Here is a 13,571-nt window from a genome sequence, read left to right on the forward strand (position 1 = left end):
CATCCATTACGCTAGGCTGCCTGAGATTGGCGTAACTCTCTGGCGGCTTCAACCATGGCTTCCAGCGCGGGTTTCACTTCTGCCCATTGACGTGTTTTCAGGCCACAGTCGGGGTTGACCCACAAACGTTCAGCCGGAATTCGCTGAGCTGCTTTTTTCATCAGGGTTTTCATGTACTCCACATTAGGAATATTTGGTGTATGGATGTCATACACACCCGGTCCAATTTCATTGGGGTAATCAAAGGCATTAAAGACATCCAACAGTTCCATATCTGACCGTGAGGTTTCAATGGTGATGACATCAGCATCCAGCGCAGCAATCGATTCAATAATGTCATTGAACTCGGAATAACACATATGGGTATGGATTTGCGTTTCATTCGCTACGCCATTGGCAGTGACTCGGAAACAACGTACCGCCCAGTCAAGGTAGTCTTGCCATTCAGCACGACGCAGTGGTAGCCCTTCGCGTAATGCCGCTTCATCGATTTGAATGATGTTAACCCCAGACTTTTCAAGATCCAGTACTTCATCACGAATGGCCAGGGCCAGTTGTAAACACGTGTCTGAACGTGGTTGATCATCACGAACAAAGGACCAGTTCAGCATGGTGACAGGGCCAGTCAGCATGCCTTTTACAGGCTTATCGGTCAGTGATTGAGCATAATTAATCCAGTCGACGGTCATTGCACGGGGTCGTGCGATATCCCCAAAGATGATAGGAGGTTTAACACAGCGTGAACCGTAAGATTGCACCCAAGCAAACCGGCTGAAGATATAACCATCGAGTTGTTCGCCGAAGTATTCCACCATATCGTTTCGCTCTGCTTCACCGTGCACCAGAACATCCAGCCCAACTTTTTCCTGCTCTTCAATTGCCAGCTGGATCTGTTGGTGCATTTTGGCTTGGTAGGCGGTAAAGTCTATCTCTCCTTTACGAAACAATTGACGTGTTTGCCGAATATCGGTGGTTTGTGGAAACGAGCCAATGGTGGTCGTGGGGTAAAGCGGTAGCTTGACCTTGCTACGCTGTAATTCAGCGCGTTCTGCATAAGGTTGTTGGCGATTTGCCATGGCATCGGTAACTGATTGCAGACGCTGTTGAATGTCACTACGGTGAACTCGCGTGGAGTTTTGTCGATGCGCAATCGCGTTAGCATTTTCGGTTAGTTCTGCTGCAACGGCCTTACGGCCTTCATTCAGCGCGGTGGCGACAATAGCCAGTTCATCGAGCTTTTGCTCAGCAAATGCCAGCCAATCTTTTACTTCAGTATCGATATCCGTTTCGCTGTTTAAGTCGACAGGAACATGCAATAACGAACAGGATGGCGCCAACCAGAGACGTTGCTTAAGACGTATATAAACAGGTTCGAGCCAATCCAGCGTTGCGTTAAGGTCGGTCTTCCAGATATTTCTTCCATTGATTATGCCGATAGATAACACTTTATGTGGTGGTAACCAGTCGACTACCTTAATGACTTCATCTCGAGCATTAATGGCATCAATATGCAGCCCTGCTGTGGGTAATTCACAGGCCAACTGCAGGTTTTCTTTCAGACTGCCAAAATAAGTGGTCAGCAGTAATTTAACCGGTGTTTTGTTTAAAGCAAAGAAGGCCTGGTTTAGTGCATGCTGCCAGTCCTTATCCAGTTCCGTAACAAGGATGGCTTCATCGATTTGTACCCACTCAATACCTTCTTTTGCTAACAGGTTTAACAAAGCTTCGTATACGGGCAAGAGTTTAGGTAGCAGGTCAAGTTTGTTGCTGTCATCCTTGCTTTTACCTAGCCAAAGGTAGCTGACGGGGCCGAGAATAACGGGTTTGGCATTGACGCCTTGCTGCGTTGCTTCTCTTACGTAAGACAGATAGCGCTCAGCATGAAGTTCAAATGTGGTGTCTGCGTCGAATTCCGGGACCAGATAATGATAATTTGTGTCAAACCATTTAGTCATTTCAGCTGCTGCTACAGACGTTTGTTCAACGGCTTTGCTGGTTTGACCTCTGGCGGCTTGAAAGTATTGATCCAGTTCAGACAGTCCACTACGAGCGCGTCGAGGCAAGTTACCTACCAGTAAGCTGGTGTCTAGCACATGATCATAAAATGAAAAGTCGCCTACAGGACTAAAATCCAGCTTTTTTTGGCTATTCCAGTGTTTTTTTCTTAATTCAGTGGCTTGCTGTTCCAGATCAATAAGCGATGTTTCACCACGCCAGTAGGCTTCTAGAGCAAATTTTAATTCTCGTTTCTTCCCTATACGTGGGAAGCCCAGGTTATGTGTTTTTACCATGTTATGTTCCTTTACAAATCGTGGGCCATTGTAAAGTTGATAAGAGATAAGGAATAATGATAATTATTTCTTAACCTATAAGAATATTTCATACATGATTGAGCGTACGCATTTAAAAATTATTCAGGCTTTGGCAGAGCATGGCAGTCTAACGGCGGCTGCAAACGCCTTATATGTCACTCAGCCGGCATTAACTCATCAGATTCGTTATCTTGAGCAGAAGTTAGAGGTTCGTCTTTGGGAGAGACAGGGAAGAAAATTGAGGCTCACCCAGGCTGGCCAACTTTTATTAAAAACGGCAAGGCAGGTATTACCTGTTTTTGAGCAGGCAGAAAATACAATGCAGGCTCTGGCTGATGGTAAGCAAGGGGTGTTAAAGGTGGGGGTGGAGTGTCACCCATGCTATCAGTGGCTAAAAGCAATATTAACGGACTATCTGATCGCGATGCCGAAAATGGATGTAGATATTGTTCATAAATTCCAGTTTTCCGGTTTGGAAGGACTATTAAATCATCACATAGATTGTTTGGTAACACCGGATAAAGTGACACACAAAGATTTATTCTATGCGCCATTATTCGAGTATGAAATGGTGTTGTTGGTAGCAAGTACTCACTCATTTTCTGGACTGGATTATATAGAAGCAGAGGCATTGGAATCAGAGTTATTGATGACTTTTCCCGTGCCGCATGAACGCTTAGATATTTATACTCAGTTCTTACTGCCTGCCAATGTAAAACCACAACATAAAACGATGGAATCTTTAGATATCATGGTACAAATGGCGAGCCTGAACCGTGGTGTGACCGTGTTACCTGATTGGTTGGCTAAACAATATTGCCAGGAAATTCCTGCTTCTATCGTTAGACTAGGACAGCATGGTGTGATGAAAACCTTATTTGCAGCGATGCGGGTGGGTGAACAGACGGTGCCCTATATGGCAACATTTTTAGAAATGGGACAGAAAAAAGGTGCTTTAGGAATCAAGCAGACGAAATAACATCTCACGGATGGTGTTAGGTTCAAAAGGCTTGTTGAGAATGGCTGAGACACCTGCCTGTTCGACCTGACCAAGTCGGGCTTCATTATTTTCTGTGGTTAAGATCATGATTGGAATGGCGTCATTACCCATATCATTTCTGATGTACTGAACCAACTCGTGACCATCCATTTCAGGCATATTCAGATCGGTGACAATCAGGTCATAGTGATTGTCGTTAATTTTATCCAAAGCTTTACGACCATTTTCAGCATCATCAATATGCTGAATCCCCATCGTGCTGAAAATACGCATAATGTGATTACGTGAAGTCAGACTATCGTCAACAACCAATAAGTTCAGCTCACTGACATCATAGCTTTCCAGCGTAATTTCTTCTGGATCAATGATGTCTAACGTGGCCCTTATAGCCCGTTGTAAGTCTTTATGATCGAAGGGTTTGGGCAGGATAGCAATCACCCCAGCCTGACGAACAGGTTCCAGTGCTGCATGCCCTTTTTCACTGGAAATCAGCATATATGACAGATTGAGCTCCGGATGGTCTTTTAACACCGTTTCAATAAGCTCATTGGCCGTCATATCCGGTAGATACATGGCTGTAATCACCAGATCAGGAGGGTATTTACTAATCAGCGCTAATGCTTCTTTACCGCTACTGACGCCATCAATTTTATGAACACCCTCTTCATTCAGATGACGCATGATGAGCTTGAGCTGCATGGATGAAGGTTCAACCAGCAGAATAGATAAATCGTTAGCTGTAAGTAAGGCCATAGGCTTAGTTTCTTACCAAGTCATTTTCGACTTGGTTACGTGTTTGTTGGGTTGTCAGAATTTCAATAATGCTTAATGCAAAATCCATGGCGGTACCTGGTCCTTTTGAAGTAATTATTCTGTCATCGATGACAACAGTTTGATCAATGAGTGATATCTCAGGCCAATCTTCTTGCTTCAATACGCCTGGATAACAGGTAGCACGGTGTTGATTAAGGATCTTTGCATTCGCTAATACCAAAGGTGCAGCACAAATTGCTGCAATATATTTATTAGCATTTAACTGATTTTGTAATAAGGTCGCGATACGAGCATCGCTATTGAGATTGTTCGTGCCGGGCTGACCGCCGGGCAGAACAATCATATCAAACGTCGCTTCTTTGACATCATCTATCAGGCTATCAGCAGATAATACCACTTGTCTGCTGCCGGTGACCTGATGACGCTGGGTCAGGCTGGCTGTCACCACATTGATCCCTGCTCTCCTCAGTAAGTCGATAACGGTGACCGCTTCAATTTCTTCAAAGCCTTCGGCGAGAGGAACCAATACAGTTGACATAAGCTATCCTTTATTTTTTAAGGATGGTCATTCCTTTTAACAAATTCAGTGCTTGTGATAATGCATAATCAGAGACTTCAAGAGGTTGCTCTTTCTCTTTATCCGCTTGGTTCTGTTCAGCATTGGTTTTTTCTTCTTCGTCACCATTGACCAGATGATGAGCCAGATCACGTTCTCTTAGCGGAGTAAATTCTGCGTCTTCAATCGCAGAAATATGCACTGGTTTTAGTTCGATATCCGGAACAATACCTTCTGCCTGAATAGAACGGCCTGAAGGTGTGTAATAACGAGCTGTTGTCATCTTAACAGCAGTGTCATTAGTGAGAGGCATGACAGTCTGCACAGAGCCTTTACCAAAGGTTTTTGTACCCATAATGACCGCACGATCATGATCTTGTAAGGCACCAGCTACAATTTCCGAAGCAGATGCAGAACCACCATTAACCAATACAACTAAGGGAGCACCTTTCAGCATATCGTCAGGAGTGGCGTGGAATTTCTGATCAGAATCTGGAATACGGCCTTCAGTGTAAACAATGAGCCCTTTTTCAATGAAGGCATCAGAGACTTCAACCGCGGCATCTAATACACCACCAGGATTGTTGCGTAGATCTAGGACCAGTCCGTTTAGTTTGCCATCATTTTCTTTTTTCAGTTCAGAGATCGCTTCTCTTAAGCTTTCGCCAGTTCGTGACTGAAATGTTGAAATACGAACATAGGCGTAACCCGGTTCCAGCATTTTTTTCTTAACACTCTCGACTTTGATGATGGCGCGAGTGACATTAATTTTGAGTGGTGTATCTTCACCTTCACGAATGATGGTTAGCATAAGGTCAGTGCCTGGTTTGCCACGCATGATATCCACTGCATCATTCAGGGTCATTCCTTTTACAGGCGTGTCATCAAGACGAATAATCAGATCACCCGGTTTGATACCGGCTTTTGCAGCAGGCGTATCGTCAATTGGTGTGACGACCTTAACAAAGCCATCTTCCATACTGACTTCAATACCCAGTCCACCAAATTCGCCAGAGGTACCTTCACGCAGTTCTTTGAACTGTTCTTTATCGAGATAGGTTGAGTGAGGATCCAGACCGGAAAGCATGCCGCGGATAGCATTTTCCAGTAACTGTTTATCTTCAACAGGTTCTACATAACTACTTTTAATCCTGCCAAAAATCTCTGAAAAAGTACGTAAGTCTTCAAGAGGTAGGTCCGGTTTTGTTGCTTCCTTGTCAGCAAAAACCATTTGGCCAAATACGAGGGTGGCACCTAAAATTACACCGCTGGTAATTAAGCCGAAATCACGTTTAAAAAAACTCATATTCCTTCCTTAATCGATAAGACTTGTCAGCCTTGTTTCCCCAACCATTTTAGTGGATTTGTTGGGCTGCCTCGATGACGAATTTCAAAATAAAGGCCGGATAGGCCACGAATTCCTTGTTCGCCAGATTGTGCTATAACGTCGCCGGCTTTGACATACTCACCGACATCTCTAAGTAATGATTCATTATTGCCATAAAGAGTCATATATTGATCACCATGATCAATGATGATTAATAGACCAAACCCTCTCAACCAATCAGCAAAAACAACTCGACCTGCTGCTGTGGCTTTGACATCGTTTCCAGTTGGTGACGCAATGACGATACCTTGCCATTTGAGTTTACCAAGATTTCTCGAGCTGCCATAGCGGGCAAGTAATTTTCCATTAACAGGCCATGTTAGTTTACCTGTCAGACGTGGAAAAGGTGTGTTTGGTTTCACAGGTGTTGAATTATTGTTAGGCTTCGCTACCGGAGCTGTTGGCGCTGATTTTTTGCTAAGTGAATCCAGCAATTGCTGCAGATTCCGCTCTTCATCTTTCAGAGACGCCAGACGACTGTCTTGTGTCGATATGGTGTTATCCAGCGCAGCTAACGTGGCTTTCCTTTGTTTGGTTTGTTGTTCAAGTTGAGCCTGTTTTGAACGCTGCTCCGTCAGCATATTCTCTAAAGATTGCTGTGCAAGTAAAACATCGCGTTGCTCGTCGTTGAGTTTCACCAATAGTTGATGAATATTTTCCAGTTCCTGCTGCCTTGCCTGATGGAAGTAGCGAAAATAGGTGCTTCCTCGACTAAGGGTAGACACATCTTTCTGGTTTAACAATAGCTCCAGATAACTGGGTTCTGAATGAACAAAAGCAGAACGTATTTGGCTATATAAAGCATCAAGCTGCTGTTTTTGCTCTTTTTCTTTGATGCCCATCTTTTGACGTAGCGCTTCTACCTCTTTATGTTTACCGTTAATCTGCGCTTCAAGTTTTCGAAGCTGTTTGTTCAGTTCAGAGACTTGTCGGCTTTGTGTTTTTAACTGATCTAGAAGCGCCTGCCGGTCTGCTTTTTTTTCTGACAGATCACTATTCAGTGATTTTATTTCTTTGCGAACATCGTCCAGGCGCGATGCTGAATCTGTTTCAGCATGAACACTGAAACAGAGCAGCAGGCTTAAGCATGCCAGTAGTATTCTCAACGTCACTTGAAAGGCTTATTGGGCTATTACTAAGAGTTTTTTACCCATTTCGTCTGGAATGGTGAGCCCCATTAATGACAACATGGTTGGTGCAATGTCTGACAAAGTCCCCCCATCGACACAATGAGCCTCGCGACCGGCAAATAATAATGGCACGACATTATTGGTATGTGCAGTATGAGGCTGTCCAGTTTCATGATTGACCATACGCTCGGCATTGCCATGATCTGCTGTCACCAGCATTTCGCCGCCCACTTTTTCAATAGCTGTCCAAATTCTCCCCAGACTGACGTCCAGAGTTTCGATGGCTTTCACGGCTGCGTCAAAATTACCGGTGTGGCCTACCATATCGGCATTCGCGAAGTTACAAATGATGACATCGTATTTTGCACTATTGATCGCTTCGACAAGTTTGTCTGTGACTTCTGGGGCATTCATCTCTGGTTGTTGATCATAGGTATCAACTTTAGGCGATGGGATCAGAATACGGTCCTCACCTTCATACGGGGTATCCTGACCGCCATTAAAGAAAAAGGTCACATGCGCATATTTCTCAGTTTCAGCAATACGTAGCTGAGTCTTGCCATGGGCAGATAAGTATTCACCCAGAATGTTATGTAATTTTTCTGTTGGGAAGGCGATAGGCGCAGTGAAGTCTTTTTTGTATTCGGTTAATGTCACAAAGTCAGCAAGCTGAATTTTTCTTGGTAAAGCAAAACCGGAAAATTCAGGATTGATGAAACATTCCGTCAGCTCACGAGCCCGGTCAGAACGGAAGTTCATAAAGACAATGCTGTCACCGTCATTCACTTTTACCGGTGTGCCAATCGTGGTCGCTTTAACAAACTCATCGGTTTCTTCGCGTTCATATGCTGCACGTAGACCTTCAATCGCTGTGTCAGCATGATATTGGCCTTTACCTTCGGTGATGAGCTGATAGGCTTCTTCAACTCGATTCCATCGGTTGTCTCTATCCATCGCATAAAAACGACCGATGATGGTAGCAAGTTGACCTGTTCCTGATTTTTTGAAGCTTTCTTCTAGTTTCTCAATCGCCGCTTCAGCACTTTTAGGTGGGGTATCACGACCATCTAAAAAGGCATGAACATAGACTTGTTTGGCGCCTTGTCTGGCGGCTAGTTCGACCATGGCGTGAATATGTTGTTCATGGCTGTGTACACCACCGTCGGATAATAAACCGAAGATATGCACAGCACTATCGGTTTTTTTTGCTTTATCAACCGCGTCAATCAGCACACGATTATCGAAAAACTCACCATTTCTGATGGCCAGACTGATACGTGTAAACTCCTGATACACAACCCGGCCAGCACCTAAATTCAAATGGCCGACTTCAGAGTTACCCATTTGATCACCCGGTAAACCAACACCTTCACCTGATGCATTAATCAGCGTGTGTGGATATGTTGCCCACATACGGTCCCAATTCGGTGTATTTGCTGCAAGAATGGCATTATTTTCTGCGGATTCACTGTAGCCCCATCCATCAAAGATGATGAGCGCCAGAGGTCTGTGTGTTTGCGTCATTGATAAGTCCTTAAAACGAAAAGTAGTCGGGCTATCTGCTGACTATCCCTTGTCTTGTATGTCATTAAGAATTGATGCCGTGTATTATATGGTGTTTTGTGATGAAATACAGTCACAGGTACTGACGGACAAAATTGTGGCACAAGCTTTAAACATAGATTCTATCGCGATTGATAACGATATCGAACGTGCTGCATTTGCACTGAAAGCGATGTCTCATCCATTACGGCTCAAGATTCTGTGCGCGATTGGTGAGCATGAGTTATCCGTTCAGGATATCGTTGAGCAGGTTGGCACCACACAAAGTAACGTATCACAGCATTTGGCAAAGTTACGTGAAAAAGACATTCTTATGTCACGCCGTGATGCTAATCGTATTTATTACCGTGTGAATGATGAGCGTACTCTCAGACTGATTGAGATGATGCGTGAAGTATTCTGTTCTGCAAAAAATTAATCTGATTTTAAGACAGTTTTAAGGGTTGCTATGGAAAATTTGGGTGAGTTCATCGTTAATCATTGGATATTGAGTGCAGCATGGGTTGTATTGGCTTGGTTAGTTTTTTCTGATGCGATTAATCGTAAACTAACCGGATTACAGCCATTAGACGCTAATCAGTCGGTCAGACTGGTCAATCAGTACAAAGGAAAATTTGTTGATGTCCGGGAAGCAGATGAATTCGAGAAAGAGCATATTACTGACTCGGTCAATCTTCCGTTATCCAAATTAGACGAAGAAATTAAAAAGTTAAAAAATAAATCGCAACCTCTGGTAATTGTCTGCGCTAGTGGTCAGCGTGCACGGAATGCCGCCAAAAAGTTAAAATCAAATGACTTTGAAGAAGTTTATGTAATGACTGGTGGCATTAATGGATGGAAAGAGGCTAAATTGCCTCTGTTTAGTTAATCAAAACAAAATGGCAGGGTTATATTGTGGCTAAAGTAATTGTTTATTCTTCTGCTCACTGTCCTTACTGTGTAATGGCAAAACAGTTGCTGGAGCGTAAAGGCGTGAAATACGACGAAATTCGTGTGGATCTGGATCCTTCAAAAAGAGAAGAGATGATGAAAAAGAGCCAGCAAAGAACCGTGCCGCAGATATTTATCAATAATAAAGCCATAGGTGGCTACACTGATTTAGTTGCGATTGATCGCACTAAAGAACTAGATAGTCTCCTGGCGCAATCTTAAAACAAGAAGGAATAGAGATGGCTGAAGAAAACACAGCAACAGGTGAAGAACAACAAAAACCACGTTTTGTGATCCAAAAAATTTACACAAAAGATGTGTCTTTTGAATCACCTAACTCACCTGAAATTTTTCGTGATGAGTGGCGTCCACAACTGGATTTACAGTTAGGCAATGAATATAACCGTATCGACGATGACACACATGAAATCGTGTTATCTGTTACCGTCACCGCAAAAGTAGGCGATAAAACCGCCTTTCTAGTCGAAGTAAAACAGGCTGGTATTTTTACGCTAACGGGCTATACCACCGAAGAAATGGGACCGTTAGTCGGTAGTTACTGCCCCAATACGCTTTTCCCATTTGTCAGAGAAGTGGTGTCTGATCTGGTGACTAAAGGCGGCTTCCCGCAACTTGTATTGGCCCCCGTCAATTTTGATGCGATGTATCTCCATCAAAAAGAGCAAGTTGAGAGACAAGCTCAAGAAGCAAGAGCAAAAACGACGCATTAATATCCAGGAAACGGCGGTGTCTGAACAAGCCAATTTATTACCAACACTGGTGTTGGGCGCTGGGGCGTGGGGAACTGCGCTTGCCATGGCGATGGCCAGAAATGGTCATGAGACATGGTTATGGGGAAGAGACAAACTACATTGCGCAGAGATGCAAACATCGCGTGAAAATGCGAAATACTTGCCTGGTATAGCGTTCCCTGATGCTTTATCGGTAGTGGATGATGTGCATAAAGCCCTACAAAATTGTGGTCATGTGTTGATTTCAGTTCCCAGTAAAGCCTTTGTAGAAAGCTTGCAAATGATAAAGCCAGAACTTGCAGCTACAACGCCCGTGAGTTGGGCAACAAAAGGTTTGGCTCCTGATACCGGTGAGCTGCTTTATGATGTGGCTCGTTCAGTCTTGGGTGAAAGTCACCCATTAGCGGTGATTTCCGGCCCTTCATTTGCCGCAGAAGTCGCGGCTAATTTACCGACGGCATTTACAGTAGCATCGGAAGATGGTGATTTTGCCAAACAACTGGCGGGTTTGTTTCATAGCCCAACACTGCGTGTCTACACAACTTATGATGTGTTAGGTGTGCAGATTGGCGGCACAGTCAAAAATGTGTTGGCGATTAGTGCGGGTATTTCTGATGGTTTAGGCTATGGAGCGAATGCCCGGGCTGCATTGATTACGCGGGGTATGGCCGAAATAAGACGCTTAGCGGCAGCACTGGGTGCGGAAACTGAAACCTTGTTCGGCTTGTCTGGTATTGGTGATTTGATTTTAACCTGCACCGATGATCAAAGTCGCAATCGTCAATTAGGTTTGGTGATTGGACGCGGACTCAGCGTTGATGATGCTGTTAAGTTTGTCGGTAAAACAGTAGAAGGAATGCATGCTGCACGTGAAGTCATGTTGAGAGCCCATCAGGCTGACATTGAAATGCCCATTGTGGAGCAAGTATGCAAAATTTTGTTTGAAGGGTACGATCCACGAGAATCCGTTCAGGCATTATTATGCAGGGAACAAAAAGCAGAACTCACACCTCCCGTTAATTAAACGGGTTAACTAAAACGAGGAAGAATCTATGCGAGGCATTGTGAAGTACAGCACGGCAGTGACCGTTGCTTTAGCCCTGAGCCTGGGGCTGAGTGGTTGTGGTAACCCACTGAAAAAGTCTGATGATGTAGAAATTTCTACAGAAGGTAAAACCTTATTTGAAACAGGTTTGCAGTACGTCAAAATTGTTGATCGCGATGTTCCGGGTGTGGCAAATGATCACCCCTACTCAATTTCACCAGACACGATGCGTTCAGTTTTAGAATCGCTTTATGTGAATGAAAAGGTGTTGTTTAATCAGCGTCAAAATCCGCTATTTTCACCTGCAGAGTTACAGATTCTAAGTAATGGTTTAGCGAATGGTTTAGGCCGTGCTCAGCCAAATGAAGATGTTACCTTCGTTACATTGGGTGTGCATCAGGGCATGATTGCCAAAGAGCGTCAAAGTGATAGCGGTCGTGTTTTCATGAGTGGTGGTCGCTTGAACATTATCTTCGGTTTGTTACACGAAGATTATCGTGACAAAGACCAATACACCGGTCAGGAAATTGACCGCCGCGTTAACCCACTGTTACCGGGTACCAGAAAGTTTGATTCTGAACCCGCTGTAAGAGTGGCGCTTGATAATGGTATGTCGTATCACATTGATCCTGAAACAGGTAAAGAGAGAACAGACTGGATTGAGATTGATATTCCGACGGTTTTACAAACCATTGCTGAACGTCAAGCTGATTCAAAAGATGCGCTTATCAGTCCTGAGTTGAAAGAAGATATTGCACGTAATAAGCAAGAAACCAGCAATCTTCGTGATGACATGGCAAATATCAAAGAAGTCTTATTTGATATGAGCGAAAAAATGGATAAATTACAAAAAGAACTGGAAGCGTTGAAGAAATAATTCCAGGCATTTATTCAAACATTAAAGGGGCTTTCAGCCCCTTTTTTGTTGCTGTCATTCAGAGTTGATAGCGGCGGTCGTTTATTGAAAGCCGCGCTAACAATTCAAGGTTTTTAGTTAGACTCAACACTTTAAACTGCTGGCCCATCTGGCTTGGCATTAATAACTGCTTCAATCCTGCACTCTGTTGTAACCAGTCAGCAGAAGGCATGTCGGTGTGAAACGCTGCAGCAATATCGGTAATGCCGCCTGCCATCAGAAAGTCGCTTTGCTCATGGAACCCCGCCACATGAAGCCCTTGTTCAAAGGCGATATCTGCCAGTGTGGTGAATTCCGTGTGAGCGGTAATGTCCTGCAAACCAGGCAAATAAAAGGGATCATCATTCAGCTGATGGCGATAGTAGCAGCATAAGGTCCCCTGCTTTCTTTCGTCGTTATAAAACGTGTTAAAGCTATAGCCATAATCAATTATGAAAAAAGCGCCTTTTTTTAGTGACTGGGCAACTGTACGTAACCATTGCTGTGTGGCTAAATGGATTTCGGTTTCGTAAATATCTGTTGAAATATGTGTTTGAAGGCGAGTGCTCTGCTGCTTGAGTTCATCATCAGTCACAGGCATATCTCGCCAGGCAAAATAGTTATTGTTTAGACATACATGACGTTCATATAGCTGATGATCTTTTATTTTGATGAGGTTAACGGGCATGGCATCACATACTTCATTGGCTAGAATGACACCTTCAAACTGTTCAGGTAATTCATCTAACCAAACAAACCGATCTATGTGTTCGGGTAAAAGTTGTCGAATATACTGTTGCTGGCGTTGGCGTAAATCAGCACTGATTTCCAGAATGTAATAAAACTCAGGCAGCTCATGGCTTTTTTCCAGATAGGTCATGATGTCTATGGCGAGTTGCCCACTGCCAGCACCAAATTCAAGAATATGTTTTTGGGTTTTCTGGGCAAAGACATCGATGATATGGTTGGCGATGCTATAACCAAAAAAAGAGCTGATTTCAGGGGCGGTGGTGAAATCGCCCTGCTCGCCAATTTTATGGCTGCCAGCACTGTAATAACCATAACCTGGCGCGTACAAACAGGCATGCATATACTTGGCAAAACTGATTGAGCCACCTTCAGACTGTATTTGCTTTTTGATCAATTTTTTTAAAGCATCACTGTGTTGTTGCGCTTCAGGCGAAACAGTCGATAATGTGTGTTTATTATTCATCGTTGAGGAGTAGC

Annotated in this window: 14 protein-coding genes; 7 read left to right on the top strand and 7 right to left on the bottom strand. The window is 43.9% G+C overall.

What is annotated here, in order from left to right; all coding sequences use genetic code 11:
- Window positions 1-11: 11 nt before the first annotated feature.
- Window positions 12-2,291: a 5-methyltetrahydropteroyltriglutamate--homocysteine S-methyltransferase gene (gene metE / locus AC13DA_RS03115; protein WP_284451372.1), complete on the bottom strand. Its 2,280-nt coding sequence runs from the start codon at window positions 2,289-2,291 to the stop codon at window positions 12-14.
- A 94-nt stretch (window positions 2,292-2,385) separates the two neighbouring features.
- On the opposite strand from metE, the gene AC13DA_RS03120 reads away from it, so the two are divergent.
- Entirely contained in the window at window positions 2,386-3,291 is a 906-nt protein-coding gene (locus AC13DA_RS03120) for a LysR family transcriptional regulator (RefSeq protein WP_284451371.1), read from the top strand.
- Here AC13DA_RS03120 and AC13DA_RS03125 read toward each other — a convergent pair.
- From AC13DA_RS03125 to gpmI, 5 genes are read right to left on the bottom strand one after another with little or no spacing between them, the layout of a single operon-like run.
- Complete coding sequence (locus AC13DA_RS03125; RefSeq protein WP_284451370.1) at window positions 3,268-4,065, bottom strand: response regulator transcription factor; 798 nt, start codon at window positions 4,063-4,065, stop codon at window positions 3,268-3,270. The two genes, AC13DA_RS03120 and AC13DA_RS03125, sit on opposite strands and share 24 nt — an antisense overlap.
- Window positions 4,066-4,069: 4 nt before the next feature.
- Window positions 4,070-4,624 (bottom strand): DJ-1 family glyoxalase III, encoded by a 555-nt coding sequence (locus tag AC13DA_RS03130; protein ID WP_284451369.1) that lies wholly within the window; start codon window positions 4,622-4,624, stop codon window positions 4,070-4,072.
- Window positions 4,625-4,634: 10 nt separating this feature from the next.
- Window positions 4,635-5,948 (bottom strand): S41 family peptidase, encoded by a 1,314-nt coding sequence (locus AC13DA_RS03135; protein WP_284451368.1) that lies wholly within the window; start codon window positions 5,946-5,948, stop codon window positions 4,635-4,637.
- 26 nt (window positions 5,949-5,974) lie between these two features.
- The gene (locus tag AC13DA_RS03140) at window positions 5,975-7,141 is read right to left on the bottom strand and encodes a murein hydrolase activator EnvC family protein (protein WP_284451367.1); all 1,167 of its coding nucleotides are present in this window, start codon (window positions 7,139-7,141) and stop codon (window positions 5,975-5,977) included.
- Window positions 7,142-7,150: 9 nt separating this feature from the next.
- Window positions 7,151-8,683 (bottom strand): 2,3-bisphosphoglycerate-independent phosphoglycerate mutase, encoded by a 1,533-nt coding sequence (gene gpmI, locus AC13DA_RS03145; protein WP_284451366.1) that lies wholly within the window; start codon window positions 8,681-8,683, stop codon window positions 7,151-7,153.
- 88 nt (window positions 8,684-8,771) lie between these two features.
- Here gpmI and AC13DA_RS03150 point away from each other — a divergent pair, with 88 nt between their 5' ends.
- The 6 genes from AC13DA_RS03150 to AC13DA_RS03175 are packed head-to-tail and all read left to right on the top strand — an operon-like array spanning window position 8,772 to window position 12,326.
- Window positions 8,772-9,140, top strand: a complete 369-nt coding sequence (locus tag AC13DA_RS03150) for an ArsR/SmtB family transcription factor (RefSeq protein WP_007144272.1) — start codon at window positions 8,772-8,774, stop codon at window positions 9,138-9,140.
- Window positions 9,141-9,170: 30 nt separating this feature from the next.
- On the top strand, window positions 9,171-9,590 hold the full coding sequence (locus tag AC13DA_RS03155) for a rhodanese-like domain-containing protein (protein ID WP_284451365.1): 420 nt from the start codon (window positions 9,171-9,173) through the stop codon (window positions 9,588-9,590).
- Window positions 9,591-9,616: 26 nt separating this feature from the next.
- Complete coding sequence (grxC, locus tag AC13DA_RS03160) at window positions 9,617-9,874, top strand: glutaredoxin 3 (protein ID WP_040576134.1); 258 nt, start codon at window positions 9,617-9,619, stop codon at window positions 9,872-9,874.
- A gap of 17 nt (window positions 9,875-9,891) precedes the next feature.
- Window positions 9,892-10,383, top strand: coding sequence for a protein-export chaperone SecB (gene secB, locus AC13DA_RS03165; protein ID WP_007144275.1), 492 nt, complete (start codon window positions 9,892-9,894; stop codon window positions 10,381-10,383).
- Window positions 10,340-11,428: an NAD(P)H-dependent glycerol-3-phosphate dehydrogenase gene (locus AC13DA_RS03170; protein WP_482945847.1), complete on the top strand. Its 1,089-nt coding sequence runs from the start codon at window positions 10,340-10,342 to the stop codon at window positions 11,426-11,428. Before secB ends, AC13DA_RS03170 begins: the two co-directional genes overlap by 44 nt.
- A gap of 28 nt (window positions 11,429-11,456) precedes the next feature.
- Entirely contained in the window at window positions 11,457-12,326 is an 870-nt protein-coding gene (locus AC13DA_RS03175) for a hypothetical protein (protein WP_007144277.1), read from the top strand.
- Between the two features lie 58 nt (window positions 12,327-12,384).
- Here AC13DA_RS03175 and AC13DA_RS03180 read toward each other — a convergent pair whose 3' ends face one another.
- Window positions 12,385-13,557 carry a class I SAM-dependent methyltransferase gene (locus AC13DA_RS03180; protein WP_284451363.1) on the bottom strand — a complete coding sequence of 391 codons (1,173 nt, stop codon included), beginning with the start codon at window positions 13,555-13,557 and terminating at the stop codon, window positions 12,385-12,387.
- Window positions 13,558-13,571: the final 14 nt, after the last annotated feature.

It is taken from the genome of Methylophaga sp. F-2 (assembly GCF_056859315.1).

Bases quoted from the DNA above. Each gene is read 5' to 3' on its own strand.
- secB (WP_007144275.1), top strand. From the start codon at position 9,892: ATGGCTGAAGAAAACACAGCAACAGGTGAAGAACAACAAAAACCACGT.
- metE (WP_284451372.1), bottom strand. From the start codon at position 2,291: ATGGTAAAAACACATAACCTGGGCTTCCCACGTATAGGGAAGAAACGA.
- gpmI (WP_284451366.1), bottom strand. From the start codon at position 8,683: ATGACGCAAACACACAGACCTCTGGCGCTCATCATCTTTGATGGATGG.
- AC13DA_RS03180 (WP_284451363.1), bottom strand. From the start codon at position 13,557: ATGAATAATAAACACACATTATCGACTGTTTCGCCTGAAGCGCAACAA.
- AC13DA_RS03135 (WP_284451368.1), bottom strand. From the start codon at position 5,948: ATGAGTTTTTTTAAACGTGATTTCGGCTTAATTACCAGCGGTGTAATT.
- AC13DA_RS03125 (WP_284451370.1), bottom strand. From the start codon at position 4,065: ATGGCCTTACTTACAGCTAACGATTTATCTATTCTGCTGGTTGAACCT.
- AC13DA_RS03150 (WP_007144272.1), top strand. From the start codon at position 8,772: ATGGTGTTTTGTGATGAAATACAGTCACAGGTACTGACGGACAAAATT.
- AC13DA_RS03155 (WP_284451365.1), top strand. From the start codon at position 9,171: ATGGAAAATTTGGGTGAGTTCATCGTTAATCATTGGATATTGAGTGCA.
- AC13DA_RS03175 (WP_007144277.1), top strand. From the start codon at position 11,457: ATGCGAGGCATTGTGAAGTACAGCACGGCAGTGACCGTTGCTTTAGCC.
- AC13DA_RS03120 (WP_284451371.1), top strand. From the start codon at position 2,386: ATGATTGAGCGTACGCATTTAAAAATTATTCAGGCTTTGGCAGAGCAT.
- AC13DA_RS03130 (WP_284451369.1), bottom strand. From the start codon at position 4,624: ATGTCAACTGTATTGGTTCCTCTCGCCGAAGGCTTTGAAGAAATTGAA.